Below are 16,894 nucleotides of genomic sequence, written 5' to 3'. Positions count from 1 at the left end.
CTTTACACCCATAATATACTTTGTCAATATGAATTAGATATGAACATTTCATTTTTCTTTAATTTTCTTTATATAAATGTTGAGGTATTTCAATATCATCAAATGTGGCATAAGATATTTCATAACCTCGATGAATCCCCCTATAACAAGAATCTTTCCATAAGGGATTAACACTATAACCTCTGTTTTCTATTTCTTTAATAATATACATATGGAAAGTATAAAGATATAAATAAGGGTATGCAAAAACATAATGTTGCGTTTTTTGCCATCCATCTCCTCTTAAATAACAAATATAATCATGTTGTTGGAATAACTCTTGATTTGATAGTTGAGATATATTTTCCTGATGACATAAATCCATATGAACCCCTCCTCATATATGATTATGCATCAAACAAAAAAATATACAAAAAAGTGAAAGAGATGCTTTGGGGTTGCATCTCTTTCTTAGGGATATATGATAGATTTGAGGGGAATCAATACTATCGTATTTGTCTTTCGACACTATTAATATATATGAGAAATATGTCTTGAGTATGAACTTTTAAAATTTATGTGGTTTATTTAAAATTTCATGACAATGACGACAACGTGGTTCATAATGATCAACTGCCCCTACTAGAACAATTGGATCTTCAAATGATGCAGGATGTCCATCAACAAGTCTTTGCGTACGTGTTGCTGGAGCACCACATTTTGCACAAACAGCTGTTAATTTTGTTACAAATTCAGCACGTGTCAACAATTCAGGTAAAACACCAAAAGGTTCACCTCTGAAGTCTTTATCCAATCCAGCCACCATCACACGTAATCCTTTATCTGCCAGATATTCACACACATCAACAATATCTCTATCAAAAAATTGGACTTCATCAACAGCAATCACTTCTGTATCAGGTTTGACATATTTTAAAATTTCCTTAGAATCTTTCACCACAATACAAGGAACTTTTGTCCCAGCATGAGAAACAATTTCCTTTTCAGAATAACGATTATCAATAGCCGGTTTAAAAACAATGATATTTTTTTTAGCATAAGAAAGAACATTAATACGACGAATCAGTTCTTCCGTTTTTCCGGCAAACATACATCCACAGATGACTTCCAGCCAACCTTCACGATATTGATTATACATAATTTCAACCTCCACGAATAATTATTATACTATAAATATCTACAAATTTATACATCATTTATAAAATTATAGAAGTACATATTTCATTCATAATTCATCTTTATAATAAAGCACAGGTGATAAAAATGAATTGGTTAAGAAATTTTATGTATGGTAGATATGGTGTCGATCAATTGGGTAACTTTTTGTTTATCAGTTATATTATTTTGTTTGTTATTTCCTTATTTGTTCCTTATGTTGGATTTTTATGTTATGCTTTGATTATTTATAGTCTTTTTAGAATGTTCTCTAAACAAATCTATAAACGACAGGCAGAAAATGAATGGTTCTTATCAAAAACAACTGGAATTAGAAAATTCTTTAATCGTCAAAAAAACAAATGGAAATATCGTAAAACACATAAATATTTAAAATGCCCTCATTGTCATCAGTATTTAAGAGTTCCTAAAGGTAAAGGAAATATTACTATTACCTGTCCTACATGCCATCAACAATTTGATAAACGCACATAAAAGTGATAATGTATCACTTTTTTATTTACCTTTATATTTCTTCTGCCAAGATGTTTGGCTCAGATAATTGACATGTTCTGTTCTCACTTCATGAAGCAAAGACACAGATATCTGACAACTGTGGTGATAAACAAATCCACATTTTTCTTGCACTCTTTTTGATTTATGATTTCCATCATAATAACCACACCAGATTGTTTCCATATTTAAATCTTCAAAGGCATGGTGAATCAGTTCTGTTACAGCCTCTGGCATATATCCCCTTCCTCAATAAGGTTTTCCTAACCAGTAATCAAGTTCACATTCATCATCTCTTTGTGTTTTATCTGTGTGACCGTTAAGCTTTAATTCTACTAATCCAATGGGTTCATCACTATTGATTTCACAAATCGCATAACACTCTTTCCCATTGAAAATATTTCTAATCACATCTAAACTTTCTTCCACACTTTGATGAGGCATCCAGCCAGCCATAGATCCAACATCTGCATCTTTTGCATACTGAAAAAGGCTGAATGCATCCCTTTCTTTCCAATGTCTTAAGACTAATCTTTTTGATTTAAAAATCATAAAATACCTCCGTTATGAATAAAAAGGAGCTTTTAACTCCTTTTCATGTTCTTAAATCTTTAACACCTTCCAATGGGTTAATCTGTTGGTCAGCTCTAGCAGGATTAGCAAATTTACTAAATTGTTTCAAGAAAACCAATCGTATATCAGCCAATGCCCCATTACGATGTTTAGCAATAATAATATCTGTTGCTCCTTGTGTTTCTGCTTCTTTCTTTGGATCTTGATAATCTTCACGATGAATAAAAGAAACAATATCAGCATCCTGTTCAATAGCTCCAGATTCTCTTAAGTCTGATAAAACCGGTCTTTTATTATCACGTTTTTCAACTGAACGTGATAACTGACTTAAAGCCAATACTGGAACTTCCAGCTCTCTGGCAATCATTTTTAACTGTCTTGAAATATCAGAAACTTCCTGTTGTCTAGATTCACGACTATTCGCTGGTCCAGAAATCAACTGCAAATAGTCAATGACAATCATCTTTAAGCCCTGTTCTCTTTTTAAACGACGACATTTGGCAGCAATTTCTCCAACACGAATACCGGGTGTATCATCAATATATAGGTTACATTTCGATACCTTATCTGCCGCTGCATAATATCTTTCACTACTTTCTTTTAAAATAGAACCTGAACGCAAAGATTCAGCCTTTAAGCTTCCGGCAGAACAAATAATACGCTGAATTAACTGTTCAGCAGGCATTTCCAATGAAAAGATAGCCACTGCTTCATCTGATTTATAAGATACATTATAAGCCACATTTAAAGCAAAAGCTGTTTTTCCAACGGATGGACGGGCAGCCAAGATAATTAAGTCACCTTTTTGAAAACCCGATGTCAATTTATCCAAATCATAATATCCAGTTTTAACACCAGATATTTTTCCATCTGCTTTTTGTAACATCACCAAACGATCAGTCACTTTTTGAATCACAGATTTTACATTTTGAAATTCTCCAGCATTACGATCTCTTGTGACATTTAAAAAATCTTTTTCAACTTCTCCAATAAAATCATTAATATTGCCTACATCATCATAGGCTCTTTCAATGATTTGTGTTGACTCTTTAATCAGTCTTCTCAATAAAGATTTTTCATTTAGTGTTCTCAAATAATGTTCACTATGAGCCGTAGTTGGAACTGATTCACTTAATTCCAGTAAGTATTCCACTCCACCTGTTTTATCCAATAATTTTTTATCTATCAGATAAGACGTGACTGTCGTTACATCAACCGGCTTATTTTCATTATAAATGTTTTGCATAGCCTCAAAAATAATACGATGACTATCCAAATAAAAATCATCCTTTGAAGCTAGAGATAAAATATTTTGACATATATCACTTGATATTAACATAGAACCTAATAACGATCTTTCAGCCACAAGATCATGGGGATATTCTCTAGCCATTATATGATTCCTCCTTATTTTTCAGATAAATGTACCTTAATAGTTGCAATAACACCTTTATATAATTCAATCTTTAAATTTGTATAACCTAATGCCTGAATTGGTCTAGCATTAATAAATTTTCTCTTATCCACCTTAATATCATATTTTTTAGATAATTCTTCAACCACATTTTTTGTTGAAATACTTCCAAAAGTTTTTCCATCTTTACCAGAAGATAATTGAAATTCCAAAGTCAAACTTTCAATCTTTTCTTTTAATGCTTCAGCATTTTTCTTATTTTCTAATTCCTGTAATCTTTCTTTTTCTTTTGTTTGAGCAACCATTTCTTTTCCATGTTCAGTTGCTAAAATGGCTAAATGATTTTTAATCAAATAATTTTGACCATATCCATCTGCCACCTTCACAATATCATTTTTCTTTCCTAATTTTTTAACATCCTGTAATAAAATCACTTTCATTATGCTTCACCTCTATCATCTAAATATTCCTGTATTTTTTCTTCCAATAACAATCGCACTTGTTCAATGGACTGATCTTCAAATTGAGCCGCAGCCATACTAAAATGACCTCCACCATCCATTGCTTCCATAATCACTTGTACATTAATATCTTTTGTACTTCTAGCACTAATGGCCACCGTTGTTTTTGATACCTTTCCAATCGAAAAACTTGCTTTAATCCCACTAATCTCCAATAGTGCATTACTTGATTTTGCCAGTAAACTACGTGTGTATTCCTCACTTTCCTGTCCACAGGCAATTAAGATTTGAGGATTAAATTGATAAGCAGTTTGCGTAATAGATAAACGTTGCAAGGTTTCTTGATAAGAGTCTTTAATAAACTCATAAGCCATTGGAACATTCGCCTGTAGCTCTTTTAAATGAGCCGCTGATTGGAATGTTCTAACACCGACACGCTGTTTAAAATTGTTGGTATCAACAAGCATACCTGCATACATTATTGTAGCATCTAGCTCATTGATTTTCAAATCCACATTCTGATAATCACAAAGCTCAATCACTAATTCTACGGTACTAGAAGAAGCCGGTTCCAGATATGTTAATACGGGAGCCTCAATAAATTCTTCTCCTCGACGATGATGATCAATAATGACCTTATTTTTTACACGATCAAGCAAAGGTTTAGAAAGAGCTAAACTTGATTTATGATTATCTACCACAATCAATAAAGTATTTTTATTAATATTTTCCATTGCTTCATTAGCTGATATTAATAATCCTTTATAACGTTGATCAGCCTTTACCACCACAGCAACTTCTTTTGTTTTCTTTTCAATCGAATCAAAATCAATAATCACATTTGCCTTTTTCCCATATGCCATCGCAATTTTAGCTACACCAATCGAAGCCCCAAAAGAATCTAAATCAGAATTTTTATGTCCCATCACAAGAACTTGTCCAGCATTTTTAATCAGTCCAGCTAAAGATTGAGCAATAACTCTGGCACGAACCTTACTGCTCTTTTCAAATGTATCACTGTTACCACCAAAAAATCTCACTTTCTTATCTTCACCCGATTTAATCGCAACTTGATCACCACCACGTGAATAAGTTAAGTTTAAAGCAGCAGAAGCCATTTCATCCAGTTCTCTTAAAACACGGGAATCTTTCCCAATTCCAATACTCAAAGTCATGACTTCATCTAATTCCTTAGACATTTCTTTAAAAGTATCTAAAATTGCAAACTTATTTTCAACTTGTTTACGATAAATACGTTCATTAAAGAAAGCCAGATATCCACCAGATTTAAAACGTCTAATAATAATCCCATTAGAATAAGCCCAATCGACAATCACTTGACGAGAACGTGATTGTATTAAAGCCATCTTTGGTTCATCTGCATTTTCTAATGTTTCTTCATAATTATCTATGGTAATGTAGGCCATACAGACTTGTTGATCTAAATAATCCTGTTGCAACGATAACAGTTGTGTGACATCTTTTAAATAAATCAATTTTGTTTCTTGGCTATTATAGGCTTCAAATTTCTTCCCCTTAATATCAATGACTTTAACATCTTCATCATCAAAAAGACTAGCTAAATGAGGTTGCCATTCTAATAACTTTACCCCCACAACATTAATATTCATAGCCTTTAATAAATCACTCGTCCATACAATATTTCTATTTTCATCATATTGAATTAAAGCAATCCCACCAAAAAGAAAAGCATTTTTAGCATCCTTATTTAAAACTTCTTCTACACTTAAATGATTATTTTCTAATATATAAGATATATAAACAATAATAGTAAAAATAATTATATTTTTAATTAAAGCATACACACTAAACGTCAACAAGATTGAAGTATTCAACAAAAGATATAATCCAAATAATAAAGCACATTCTCCAACCAGTATGGCCATAATGAGATTTCTAATCTGTATCATTTTTCTTGTCATTATACCCCTCCTTGTCTATTATGTTTATTATACAATAGTTTTTCTCTTAAATCACTAAATATATCTATGATTCCTATGACAATATAAACCGGTAAAACAAATGGTATTAAAAAACCAAGCATAACTAAAATAATACCACGTGGTTTTTGATATAAAATCAATAACCAAGATAAAAAAGCAATGCCTTCTACTGCAAACACCAATGAACTCATTAATTGAATATATGTGAAATATAAAAAATGGAAATGAAAAATATTTTGCAAACAATAACTGAATATCCACAAAAATAAGACAAGCCACCCTATTATTCTATTGATATGCATATATGCAATATGAAATGAAGATGGAAAAGAAATATCCAATCGTGATAAAACCATTTGACAAAAAAGAAGAATAACATACATTTCTAATATTGACATGATTAATAGTAGTAAAGGTGCTAAAGAAAGAAAAGAAGTCAAGGAAATACTTTGTGATAAAGAGGGGATTATATCTTGCATCATAATATACATTTCTTTCATTTCCGCTATTAAATCCATTCCTAATAAACCGGCAAAAACTTCATAAAGCAAAACATTGTTTAAAAAAGTTAAAAATAAAGTACCTAACAACAAAGCGCCTCGAGAAGCGTGACGCTTTAAAGCTTGTCCTAAAAACAAACCAATCAGACAAGATGAAAAGGCTGAAATTGCAAAAAAAGGTAAACCAGTTATGATAATAATAAGCATAGATACAAAAGCGACTATCAAACTATCCTGTAAGGAATAATGATAGCTATACCATACAAGAGGTATAACCATAGCATAACAAATAAATATATCCAATAAACTTCCTGTATACGTATTAAAAATCGATAAAGCACCAAAGATTGCTGATAGCATAGCACCTTGCACCATCTTTTTTATTTTAATATTTCCCATATGGATGATCCTTTCTTTTCAAGTATCGCTATTATAGCATAAAAGAAATCATTTATGCAAAAAGGAATAACTTTATGCTATTCCTTCATGGATTAAAGCTTTCATAATCCCATCACAATCAATAGAATCGGTAATATATGTCGCTTTTTGTTTTAATTCTTCTACTGCATTCCCCATTGCAATGGCATGACCTACTTCTCTAAACATTGCCTGATCATTATAACCATCACCAAAAGCATAGGCATTTGCTTTATCAATATGAAAATGATTTAAAAGATATGCAATTCCGTCACCTTTATCAAAACCAATAGTAGAACAATCACATGAACCATGTCCACCATGATCATTAATTACAAGTTCTTTTTGAAAAGCCTCAATCAGTTCATCCCTTTTTGAAAGACTATCATAAAACAAATCAAACGTATAGAAAGATAAATCCTTTGGTAACAATTGAATATGTTGTTTTCCATATTCTTTTTGTATTTCTTGTATCTGCTTTTCATCTAATAAATAAGGCACTGCAACATTATCAGACACAAACATAGCTCCAGCTTCTAATTTTTTTATTTTCTCCTGATAATCATATAATTCTTCCTTTGAAAATGCCTCACCATGTAATTTTTGATGATGATATAAAATATATCTGCCATTACATGTAATCAACCCATCCACAAGATTGGCAAACAGATTTTGTGCATAGAAAGGCGATCTTCCTGTACAAATAAATGTATAATAGCCACGTTCTTTCAATAATTGTAATGCTTTTAAATTACTTTCAGGGATAACCCCATGAATAGCTAATGTCCCATCAATATCAAAGAAAAATATCTTTTGCATAACCATTCCTTCTTTCTGCGTTGAACTTGATTAAAAATCATTCTCATTATCCTTACCATTTATTTTATTATAAAGAAAAGACTCTGATGATTTCAAGAGTCTTAATCAATACTTTTTCCTAATTCATATGCCTGTTTCATAAAAGCAGAATGTGATGTCATAGACGGTGTTCCACAGCCAGTAGCGAGAATCATACCTAAATCTTCAAAATGCATGTAATCAACCAATGCCTGATAATGTGCTTCCACAGCATCCATTGTTCTCTTTGAACTATTCCATGCGGCACAAATAAAAACTGTCTTTTTATGCATTGAGGATAATTTCATTGTAAAACTATAAATACGATCGATAGCGGCTTTTAACTGTGCAGAAATACCAAAATAATATAATGGCGATACAAAAACAATCACATCATGACTTAACATCAATTCCTTTAATTCATTCATATCATCTTTTTGTACACAAGGTCCATCCATGCCACAATGTTCACATCCTAAACAAGGCGCTATATGATGATGTGCAACATCAAATTCTGTAACCTCATGATGATTTTCTTGAACCCCTTTTATAAATTGACTTGTTAGAAGATTGGAAGAACCTTTGATATGAGGACTTCCTTTTATGATCAATATTTTCATATTCATTTCACCCCTCATCATTATCATAGCCCTGTATCCAACCTATGTCTAATACTTATATTTTATCTCTAGCAATACCTTTTAGGTATAATAAAAACCAATTTCTGAGCAATCTTCTATTAATTAAAAATATTTTTCAATATTTCGGCAAATTCCTCAATATAATAATTTGTATTCCTTTTATTCCAGCATACAAAATAATTCCTTTGAATTGGTTTTCCATTTTTATAAAGTGGAATCCTTTTGATACCTTTTACAGGTATATCCATATGCCCCATCACATCAATTGGTAAATATCCTCGATTCCCTACCACCATCAAACGTGCCTGTTCCAAAGAATCCACATATAAAAATTGATGTGATAAACCTAAATCCTTTTCATAAAAATTCTTTTCTGATTGTTCATAACCTTTAGATACAACCAATATACATGACATAGATTTTAAATCTTCTGTTGTTAGTATTGGTTTTTTAGCCATAGGATGAACAGATGCTATTTCCACATATGATTCACTATATTTTAGTTCATCATTATAATAATCTTGATTATAGGTTCTTCTTTGTTCACTGACTTTTAAATCTATTTTTCCTTGTAATAAAAGTTCATACAATTCTTCATGTGTCCCACTCACAATAGAAATCTTAACTTCTGAATATAAATCATAAAACTGAGTAATCGCTTGTTGAAGTTCATGCAAACTAAAGTTTTTAGGATATCCAATTCTTAAAGCTAATTCATGATCTTCTCCTAATCTTTTTGTTTCTTCAGTTATGTGTTCTACTTCTTTTAAAATAGCTTTCGCATGACGATAAAAATATTTTCCTGCTTCCGTTAATTCAATATGCCTTTTTTGCCTTATCAACAATTGTACTTGTAAATCAGCTTCTAATGATCGGATTTGTTGAGAAATTGCAGATTGAGAAATATAGCACTGTATAGCAGCTTCTGTAAAACTTCCACATTCTGCAATTGTAATAAAATACTTCATTTGTTTCAGTAGCATCATTTCTCACCTCTAATTTCATTTTATCAAAAAAGACTTTATCAAACAACTGACCAATATTTCATCTTTTATCCAATATTTTCTAAGTTCATTTTTCACATTTGAGAATAAATGAAAACTCACAAAAGGCTCACTTTTTAACGAGCCTTCATTTCTTCTATATGACATGTATGTTTCTTTGTTTTCTTGTCATAACTGATTCCAACAATCAGTAAGTTATCTTTATACTTCTCTAATCCTTTTGGATATTTCTTTTCTTTGATCTGATCTATCGCTGTCTTGACTTCTTGATTCCATTTCAGCTCTATAATCATAGCTGGCTTATCTCGATATGGAATCAAAACAACATCCGCAAAACCTTTTCCAGTAGGCATTTCTCTTATCATTGTGTAATGATTTTTGGCATAGATATATGCTAAAGCAAGTGTATATGACAAAGCATTTTCATTGTTGTAAGTTAGTATTGCTGTGTTGAGATGGGCTTCTTCGATATATCTTGCAACGGCTTCTTCATCTTTTCTCCATGTTGCCTCTAATAATTCACGACTATTTAATAATGCCTTTGTCGTTTCTTCCCAGTTTGAATCTTCTATGGAATCAATAAAGCTTGTTGATACTTCTTTGTTAGGAATATAGCAGGTATGATCTGAATTATTATATCCCAGATATCCAAGATGTATTAGAAGTGTTAAGACATCATCCTTTGACTTGAACGTTGTCATATCATTTTGGAACTTGCTTGTATTAACATCTACACTCTCTCCTGACAATAATTGAACGATATTATCTTTCAAGTCATCAAAGTTCATATCTATATAAACTTGCAGGGCTTCATAAGTTTCTGTTGATGTCCAATAGTTTTCATACTTTCTGTCCATAAGAGCATAAACAACAGAGCGATGATTGTAGACAGAAATATCATTGGACATGCGATAGCCATCATACCATTGTTTCATCTCATTATAATCCATATTGTATTTTAAGCATAAATCATAAACTTCCTGTTCAGTAAATCCCATAAAAGATTCTAAAGGTGTTGCATTCAACATGGATATTTCCTTAAACATATTTAAGGCACTGTGTGTGCCATATTTTTTAATAGGCAATATCCCTGTCATATAAGCAAGTTCTACATATGGATGATCTTTCAATAGGTTTCTTAAGAAATCAAGATATTGTTTTTGTGCTTCTTTATCTTGAACATATTCTCTAAATATACAATCCCATTCATCTATGATAAAAATAAATTGATCTTTTGTGGATACGTAGATATCTTCTAGAGATAATGAAAGATTTGTTTCATCAAAGAAAGTGACCGAATATTCCTGTTTGAGCTCATTTAAAATTCTTATTGTTAGTAATTGGATCATTTTATCAATATTGTGTGTATTGCTTAAAAAGCTTTGCATATTAATATGAATGACATGATGCTGGTTAAGATGTTCTAAATAATAATCAGTTTGACTGATTTTGAGTGAATCAAAAATATGATGAGAATCACAACCTTTAGAGTAATAGGCAACAAGCATATTAGCATCTGTACTCTTTCCAAAACGTCTTGGTCTTGATACACAAATATATTTATTGATCTTATTTCTTAAATATTCAATATGTTGAATAAGCAATGACTTGTCAACATATATTTCCTTATTGACTGCTTCATAAAAATTTTGATTGGTTGGATTTAAATAGATTCCCATGCTTATCACCCTTTCTTGTTTTATTATACCATTTGCATAAATAAAATACCATGACTATATATGTTGCTAATTGTTTATGATAATTATGCTTTGTCTGTGAATTTTATTTTTTTAGAAAAATAATAGAGAATATGAAATCATACTCTCTATTTATTATATTTTTATAAAATGAATTGATGTTATAACTCTCTATGATTTAATGTCCACCAAAAACTTCAAATTCCATATGTTCTAATTGATAATCAATTATTTCGATATCTTCATAAGAAAGATGAATGTTTCCAGCCGCAAAATTTGATGCTAGTCTGTCTATTTTTCTAGAACCCGGAATAGGAATAAGATTATCGAATTTAGACAACATCCACGCTAAAGATATTTGAGCATTTGTAGCGTTATATTTTTTAGCAAGCTCACTTACTATTTTTAACAATTGATTTGTTTTTATCATACCTGTTTCACTATATTGTGGCATATTTCTTCTAAAATCCTGCTTATCATCTTTAAAATCTGCTTGAGAATGATAAGCTCCTGTTAATGCACCATTAGCTAATGGCGAAAAAGCAATATATGTGATTCCTAATTCTTGACAAACATTTATTAAATGTTCATGCCATCTAGCCATCATTGAATATCTATTTTGAATAACAGTCACTGGACAGATAGCATGTGCCCTTCTTAAATAGTCTTCATTCACTTCACTAATTCCCCAAGCTTTGATTTTTCCTTCTTGAATGAGTTCTTTCATCACACCTGCAACAATTTCTGGTTCTACTTGAGGATCAATTCTATGTTGATAATAAATATCAATATAATTTGTTTGCAATCTTTTTAATGATCCTTCGATAGATTCTCTAATCTTTTGTGGTGAACTGTCTAATTCTAAGTGATTACCTTTGTGTGTTACACCAAATTTTGTACACAGAACAATCTCATCTCTAAAGTTTTTCACAGCTTCGCCAACAATTTCTTCATTATGACTAATACTTCCATCAAGATAAATACCCGTATAACATTCAGCTGTATCATATAAATCATAACCTATATGATGTGCTTCCTGTAAAATATGAATGGCTTCTTCTCTAGCAACAGGTGTTCCACTGGCATGAGATAGTCCCATACATCCAAGTCCAACCATATTAACATACATATCTGTTTGTCCTAATCTTCTTTTTTCCATTGTTTAAACCTCCTCTTATATATCAGCACTTTTATTCATATATTGAAATTGATTTATCATTTTGATAGTCTTTTCAAAAAGTTCTCTAGCACAAATAAGTATCATCACATTCCTATCATTTTTTTATCATTTTCATTTTTAAACTTATAGAATGTTTTATCTTTCTTCCATCATTCATTTTAATGATTCTTATTCTTTTTGTACAATATCAATATAGAAATCTGCTATAACGAAAAAGAATAGTCAAATCATCTATATCATAAAATAAATATCTTTTACTTTGATTGTAATGAACCATAAAAATAACTTGCTGTTGCTCCACCATCAATCAAAAAATCTGAACCTGTTATAAAAGCACCCTGTGGACTCATAAGAAGTTCCGCCACATTGGCAACTTCATCTGCTGTGCCCGGTCGTTTGGCTGGACATGAAGCAAACATATTTTTATAAAAATCACCTCTTGGTCCATTGAATTCATCAATAGCTAACGGTGTCACAATAATGCCCGGTGAAATAGAATTAATTCTGGCTCTTTTTTGACCCCAAATGACGGATTCAGCCATTACTCTTTTTTCATTACACCTTTTTGCAAGTTGGTATGCATGTAAAGTATCTTTTATTTGATGTGGTTGCAAAAAATCCAATTGCAATAATTCTTCTGTTGGAGTCATCGCCAACAATCGATCTTTATATTCACCTAATTGCTCCATACGATGTCCGGACTGCGAAGAAATTGTTACTCCGACACCTCCGGGCTCAATCACTTTCCCAACTTCTTCTAATAAAACAGCTGTTCCATATAAATCAACTTTTAAAATCATTTCAATAGATGCCTGACTTGGTGAAACACCTGCCCCATTGATTAGCATTGTTATAGGTCCATATTTCTTAGCTTCATCTATCATATCTAATATAGATTTTCTAGAAGCTAAATCCATTTCAAAAGGAATAACATCAAATCCTGCCTTATTCATAACTTCTGCGATAGCTTTTGCATTGTTGATATTTTTATCTCCCATAATAATCTTTTGACCATAGCCCATTCTTCTGGCGATAGCCATACTGATTTGTCCTGCACCTGTAACAATCATCACATTTTTCAATTTCACTACCTCCTATAAGCACATTTTATAAATATTGAAACAATCTTCTTGTGTTAATGGTCGATATGCTCGAGATATTATTTCTTGACCACCACAAGCTTTGACTGCCATTTCTTTAAATTTTGTATCATCTATCTTCAATTGTGATAAAAACATAGGCAATCCTAGTTCATCTTGAACAAAAGATTGTAGAGCCTTAATCGTCTGATAAGCATCAATCTTTTTATTGTCACTTGCTTCAATACCCATCACATTAACACCAAATCTTGCAAAATCATCAATGACTGTTTCATCTCTATCCAATAAATATTTCATCCATTGTGGCATAATAATTGCTAGAGCTAAACCATGAGTCATATCATAAGTTGCTGAAAACTGTTCTAAAGTATGTAAAGAGGGTTGCGTTTGAAATCCAGAAGTACAAAAACTATTTAATGACCAACTTGCTGCCCACAACATCGTTGCTCTTGCTTCATAATTTTCTGGTTCTTGAACAGCAATCGGTAACTGTTGTCTGACTGTTTTAAGTAATGTTTCAACAACATTGAACTGTAATGGATATTTTTGAGCATTTACAAAATAATTCATATCTAACATATGAGCCATAATATCAAATCCCCCACAAGCTGTTTGAAATGGTGGAACTGTCATTGTATTCGTTGGATCCAAAAAGGCAACTTTTGGTCTAATAGCTTCACCATGAATCCCCTTCTTGACTCCTAATTCAACATTGGCAATGACACATGATTTGTCCATTTCACTGCCTGTTGAAGCTATTGTTGGCATGGCTATGACAGCTAAGGCTTGATTCCATTCTTTACCTTCTACTAAATCCCAAATATTGTCGGTCTTTGATAAAGTTGTTGCTGCAATAGCTTTACAACAATCAATGGTCGAACCACCACCTATAGCTAATACAGTTGGAATCCCATTTTCTTTACAGATTTTCACACCACGATTGACTGTTGTATGTCTAGGGTTAGGCTCTACTGCCCCCAATTCATATACAGTAATATGATGTGATTGAAGTTCATTGATCACTCGACTATATAATGAAGAATTCTTAATAAATTCTCCACCATGAGCAATTAAAATCTTATCACCAAAACGTAAAACTTCTTCGTGTAAATGTTTTAATTGATTTTGACCAAAGTAAACTTTTGTTGTATTTTGAAAAATAAAATCGTTCATAAAATGCTTCCTCCTTTGTTATGCTTATTGTATGATTTTTATCATTTTGTAACAATTTCAATTTCTAATCCAATCCATAAGTTTTACTTATAAAAAAAGAAATGACTTTAGCCATTTCAAAATATGTCTATAAATAAGTTTGAACATCAATTTGACAGCTTTTCATTGTTTCAATGGCTGCCTGATGTTTATCTGGTGTGACTCCTGCACAAGCATTTTCATAAACGATGATAGGCGTTTCAGGGAAATATGCTTTTAAAATCAAAGCATTAGAAATCACACATATATCGCTGCAAACACCTACAAGAACGATTTGTTCTGGTTGATTCTGAGATATAAGTTGAGGTAATTTTAAACTTCCAAATGTAGGTTTTTCCACCATTATAGCTTGATGTGTCCATTCTTTTAATTCTGGGATAATTTCCCATCCTTTTGTTCCTTTCATACAATGTTCAACAGGTAACATTTTTCCTTCACTCGTTGAAAGATAATCCTCATGATGTGTGTCTTGGGTAAAGATAATTTGATTTTCTTGATTTTCTTTTAACAGTTTTTCAATTACAGGAACTGTTTTACAAGCTTCTTTTGTTCCTAAACTTCCTGTCACAAAATCGTTTTGCATATCCACAACAATTATTGTCTTTTTCATATGACCCCTCCTTAATTTCCTATTATATCATATTTATAACGATTATAAAATTTCTTCAACCCATCTTAAAAAAGTACTTTGAGCAATACCTAATGCTCTGGCTGCCTGTCTAGAAGATATTTCATTTTCCTGCCATTTATTTCTGACATCCCAAAAATTCTCTGGTACATCTTTACGTGGTCTACCAAAAACAACACCTCTTTGTCTAGCTGCACAAATCCCTTCTTTTTGTCGTTGTTTGATATTTTCTCTTTCAACTTGAGCAACATAGGCTAAGATTTGAAGAACCATATCAGCAATAAAAACACCGGTTAGATCATTTTCATTTTTTTGCCTCGTATCTAATAATGGCATATCCAAAACAACAATATCTGCCTGTTTTATTTTTGTAATGATTCGCCATTGATTTTGTATTTCATCATAATTTCTACCCAATCTATCAATAGATAAAATCATAAGCACATCTCCTTTTTTCAATCTTTTCATTAATCGTTTATACTGCGGTCGATTAAAACTCTTTCCACTGATTTTATCCACATATATATTTTTGTGACAAATATCATATTGTTTTAATGCCATCAATTGACGATCTTCACATTGATCCTTAGATGATACTCTTATATACCCATAATTCATATTATCTCCTCCTTCACATTATGAGTTAAATAACAGTATACAAAAAAGATAGAAATCTTTGATTAATGTCACATCAAAGTAACACTTCAAAAGCAAAACATCATTTTTGTGACTTTCTTAAATATATTCTTGAATAAAAACATCTCCCATAAACCAAAACTTATCTCATATAAAAAAAAGACAAGAATCATCTTGCCTTCATAATCATATTTTATATCTGTAATTATATTCTTGAGCAATTAAACTTGCGATAAACTGTAATTGATAAGGATGACTTCCTTGATCCTGTAAAGATTGGAAAGTTAAAACTTCATCAACAAAATAGGGATAGTTTTCTTGAACGCTTGTAATCATCCATATTTTAGGTGCTTCTAGTTTCTTTTGTAAAACTCTCAAATTTTCATATTCAAAATAGGAACCTGTATAAGAAAGGATAATAATTAAATCATTTTCATCTGCATTTAAAATATAATCCATTTGTTGGAAATAAGATACATAAGATTCAACTTGTTTTCCTGTCATTAATAAATCTGTCTGTAGATTCATGGCAGCTGTTTGTGCCTTTAATAAACCAAAAATACCAACTCTTTGATATTGATATAAATCTTGACACAAAGAGATAAGTTGTTTGAGATTTAATGATGATTCTACCATTTGTATGCTTTCATAAATCTTCTGTCCATAATCTCTTACTCTCACTTGTAAAGAAGTAGACTGTGACTGTTCTTCAAAATAGAAATTAGAATCTGCCAATAATTCTTTGAGCTGTGCAAAATCTTTTAAACCAATTTCCTTACAAAAGCGAGAAATAGAACTCATCGCCACATGACAACGCTTAGCCAAATCTTGAATACCAATATTTTGCATTTCATCAATATGCTCTAAAATATAGGTTGCTATTTGATGATTGGTTGAATCTTTTTTCTCACTTGTTAAAACACTTAAAAACACAACCGGTAACTTTCCATAAATCATCCTTA

General features: G+C 31.4%; 17 protein-coding genes and 1 pseudogene. 1 reads left to right on the top strand and 17 read right to left on the bottom strand.

Going from position 1 to position 16,894, the window contains the following annotated elements:
- Positions 1 to 58: 58 nt before the first annotated feature.
- Positions 59 to 364 (bottom strand): pyrimidine dimer DNA glycosylase/endonuclease V, encoded by a 306-nt coding sequence (locus ACGHJ8_RS01830; protein ID WP_390541370.1) that lies wholly within the window; start codon positions 362 to 364, stop codon positions 59 to 61.
- 183 nt (positions 365 to 547) lie between these two features.
- The gene (locus ACGHJ8_RS01825) at positions 548 to 1,138 is read right to left on the bottom strand and encodes a thymidine kinase (RefSeq protein ID WP_087357323.1); all 591 of its coding nucleotides are present in this window, start codon (positions 1,136 to 1,138) and stop codon (positions 548 to 550) included.
- A gap of 125 nt (positions 1,139 to 1,263) precedes the next feature.
- On the opposite strand from ACGHJ8_RS01825, the gene ACGHJ8_RS01820 reads away from it, so the two are divergent.
- The gene (locus ACGHJ8_RS01820; protein ID WP_087357322.1) at positions 1,264 to 1,650 is read left to right on the top strand and encodes a hypothetical protein; all 387 of its coding nucleotides are present in this window, start codon (positions 1,264 to 1,266) and stop codon (positions 1,648 to 1,650) included.
- Between the two features lie 21 nt (positions 1,651 to 1,671).
- On the opposite strand, the pseudogene ACGHJ8_RS01815 reads toward ACGHJ8_RS01820, so the two are convergent.
- The 15 genes and pseudogenes from ACGHJ8_RS01815 to ACGHJ8_RS01745 all read right to left on the bottom strand — a co-directional run bounded on the left by ACGHJ8_RS01815 (position 1,672) and on the right by ACGHJ8_RS01745 (position 16,889).
- Positions 1,672 to 2,220: pseudogene (locus ACGHJ8_RS01815) on the bottom strand (GNAT family N-acetyltransferase).
- Between the two features lie 43 nt (positions 2,221 to 2,263).
- Complete coding sequence (dnaB, locus tag ACGHJ8_RS01810) at positions 2,264 to 3,634, bottom strand: replicative DNA helicase (protein WP_205090309.1); 1,371 nt, start codon at positions 3,632 to 3,634, stop codon at positions 2,264 to 2,266.
- A gap of 14 nt (positions 3,635 to 3,648) precedes the next feature.
- On the bottom strand, positions 3,649 to 4,095 hold the full coding sequence (gene rplI, locus ACGHJ8_RS01805) for a 50S ribosomal protein L9 (protein ID WP_087357316.1): 447 nt from the start codon (positions 4,093 to 4,095) through the stop codon (positions 3,649 to 3,651).
- On the bottom strand, positions 4,095 to 6,059 hold the full coding sequence (locus ACGHJ8_RS01800; RefSeq protein WP_390541367.1) for a DHH family phosphoesterase: 1,965 nt from the start codon (positions 6,057 to 6,059) through the stop codon (positions 4,095 to 4,097). The genes rplI and ACGHJ8_RS01800 overlap by 1 nt, the downstream gene beginning before the upstream one ends.
- Complete coding sequence (locus ACGHJ8_RS01795) at positions 6,059 to 6,979, bottom strand: DUF2232 domain-containing protein (protein WP_211962166.1); 921 nt, start codon at positions 6,977 to 6,979, stop codon at positions 6,059 to 6,061. The genes ACGHJ8_RS01800 and ACGHJ8_RS01795 overlap by 1 nt, the downstream gene beginning before the upstream one ends.
- 72 nt (positions 6,980 to 7,051) lie before the next feature.
- Entirely contained in the window at positions 7,052 to 7,816 is a 765-nt protein-coding gene (locus tag ACGHJ8_RS01790; protein ID WP_390541364.1) for a Cof-type HAD-IIB family hydrolase, read from the bottom strand.
- Positions 7,817 to 7,917: 101 nt separating this feature from the next.
- Positions 7,918 to 8,454 (bottom strand): flavodoxin family protein, encoded by a 537-nt coding sequence (locus ACGHJ8_RS01785; RefSeq protein ID WP_087357312.1) that lies wholly within the window; start codon positions 8,452 to 8,454, stop codon positions 7,918 to 7,920.
- A 119-nt stretch (positions 8,455 to 8,573) separates the two neighbouring features.
- A complete protein-coding gene (locus ACGHJ8_RS01780) occupies positions 8,574 to 9,458 on the bottom strand; it encodes a LysR family transcriptional regulator (protein WP_211962168.1) in 885 nt (294 codons plus the stop codon).
- 137 nt (positions 9,459 to 9,595) lie between these two features.
- Entirely contained in the window at positions 9,596 to 11,158 is a 1,563-nt protein-coding gene (locus ACGHJ8_RS01775; protein ID WP_390541362.1) for an AAA family ATPase, read from the bottom strand.
- Positions 11,159 to 11,354: 196 nt separating this feature from the next.
- Positions 11,355 to 12,335 carry an aldo/keto reductase gene (locus tag ACGHJ8_RS01770; protein ID WP_211962169.1) on the bottom strand — a complete coding sequence of 327 codons (981 nt, stop codon included), beginning with the start codon at positions 12,333 to 12,335 and terminating at the stop codon, positions 11,355 to 11,357.
- Positions 12,336 to 12,610: 275 nt separating this feature from the next.
- Complete coding sequence (locus ACGHJ8_RS01765) at positions 12,611 to 13,444, bottom strand: SDR family oxidoreductase (RefSeq protein ID WP_349291029.1); 834 nt, start codon at positions 13,442 to 13,444, stop codon at positions 12,611 to 12,613.
- A gap of 6 nt (positions 13,445 to 13,450) precedes the next feature.
- A complete protein-coding gene (locus ACGHJ8_RS01760; RefSeq protein WP_390541358.1) occupies positions 13,451 to 14,629 on the bottom strand; it encodes an iron-containing alcohol dehydrogenase in 1,179 nt (392 codons plus the stop codon).
- 127 nt (positions 14,630 to 14,756) lie between these two features.
- Positions 14,757 to 15,278: a cysteine hydrolase family protein gene (locus ACGHJ8_RS01755; protein WP_087357308.1), complete on the bottom strand. Its 522-nt coding sequence runs from the start codon at positions 15,276 to 15,278 to the stop codon at positions 14,757 to 14,759.
- 42 nt (positions 15,279 to 15,320) lie between these two features.
- Complete coding sequence (locus ACGHJ8_RS01750) at positions 15,321 to 15,914, bottom strand: recombinase family protein (protein WP_390541355.1); 594 nt, start codon at positions 15,912 to 15,914, stop codon at positions 15,321 to 15,323.
- Between the two features lie 204 nt (positions 15,915 to 16,118).
- Positions 16,119 to 16,889, bottom strand: coding sequence for a MurR/RpiR family transcriptional regulator (locus ACGHJ8_RS01745; protein WP_087357306.1), 771 nt, complete (start codon positions 16,887 to 16,889; stop codon positions 16,119 to 16,121).
- Positions 16,890 to 16,894 lie beyond the last annotated feature (5 nt).

It is taken from the genome of Massiliimicrobium timonense (genome assembly GCF_042850985.1).
Taxonomy (GTDB): domain Bacteria; phylum Bacillota_I; class Bacilli_A; order Erysipelotrichales; family Coprobacillaceae; genus Allocoprobacillus.
Note: the sequence above shows the minus strand (reverse complement) of the source record. Positions and strands in the feature narration are given on the sequence as shown.

Excerpts from the sequence above, each read along its gene's own strand:
- ACGHJ8_RS01755 (WP_087357308.1), bottom strand. The coding sequence starts at position 15,278 with ATGAAAAAGACAATAATTGTTGTGGATATGCAAAACGATTTTGTGACA.
- ACGHJ8_RS01750 (WP_390541355.1), bottom strand. The coding sequence starts at position 15,914 with ATGAATTATGGGTATATAAGAGTATCATCTAAGGATCAATGTGAAGAT.
- dnaB (WP_205090309.1), bottom strand. The coding sequence starts at position 3,634 with ATGGCTAGAGAATATCCCCATGATCTTGTGGCTGAAAGATCGTTATTA.
- ACGHJ8_RS01760 (WP_390541358.1), bottom strand. The coding sequence starts at position 14,629 with ATGAACGATTTTATTTTTCAAAATACAACAAAAGTTTACTTTGGTCAA.
- ACGHJ8_RS01780 (WP_211962168.1), bottom strand. The coding sequence starts at position 9,458 with ATGCTACTGAAACAAATGAAGTATTTTATTACAATTGCAGAATGTGGA.
- ACGHJ8_RS01795 (WP_211962166.1), bottom strand. The coding sequence starts at position 6,979 with ATGGGAAATATTAAAATAAAAAAGATGGTGCAAGGTGCTATGCTATCA.
- ACGHJ8_RS01825 (WP_087357323.1), bottom strand. The coding sequence starts at position 1,138 with ATGTATAATCAATATCGTGAAGGTTGGCTGGAAGTCATCTGTGGATGT.
- ACGHJ8_RS01800 (WP_390541367.1), bottom strand. The coding sequence starts at position 6,059 with ATGACAAGAAAAATGATACAGATTAGAAATCTCATTATGGCCATACTG.
- ACGHJ8_RS01770 (WP_211962169.1), bottom strand. The coding sequence starts at position 12,335 with ATGGAAAAAAGAAGATTAGGACAAACAGATATGTATGTTAATATGGTT.
- ACGHJ8_RS01830 (WP_390541370.1), bottom strand. The coding sequence starts at position 364 with ATGGATTTATGTCATCAGGAAAATATATCTCAACTATCAAATCAAGAG.
- rplI (WP_087357316.1), bottom strand. The coding sequence starts at position 4,095 with ATGAAAGTGATTTTATTACAGGATGTTAAAAAATTAGGAAAGAAAAAT.
- ACGHJ8_RS01820 (WP_087357322.1), top strand. The coding sequence starts at position 1,264 with ATGAATTGGTTAAGAAATTTTATGTATGGTAGATATGGTGTCGATCAA.
- ACGHJ8_RS01790 (WP_390541364.1), bottom strand. The coding sequence starts at position 7,816 with ATGCAAAAGATATTTTTCTTTGATATTGATGGGACATTAGCTATTCAT.
- ACGHJ8_RS01785 (WP_087357312.1), bottom strand. The coding sequence starts at position 8,454 with ATGAAAATATTGATCATAAAAGGAAGTCCTCATATCAAAGGTTCTTCC.
- ACGHJ8_RS01745 (WP_087357306.1), bottom strand. The coding sequence starts at position 16,889 with ATGATTTATGGAAAGTTACCGGTTGTGTTTTTAAGTGTTTTAACAAGT.
- ACGHJ8_RS01775 (WP_390541362.1), bottom strand. The coding sequence starts at position 11,158 with ATGGGAATCTATTTAAATCCAACCAATCAAAATTTTTATGAAGCAGTC.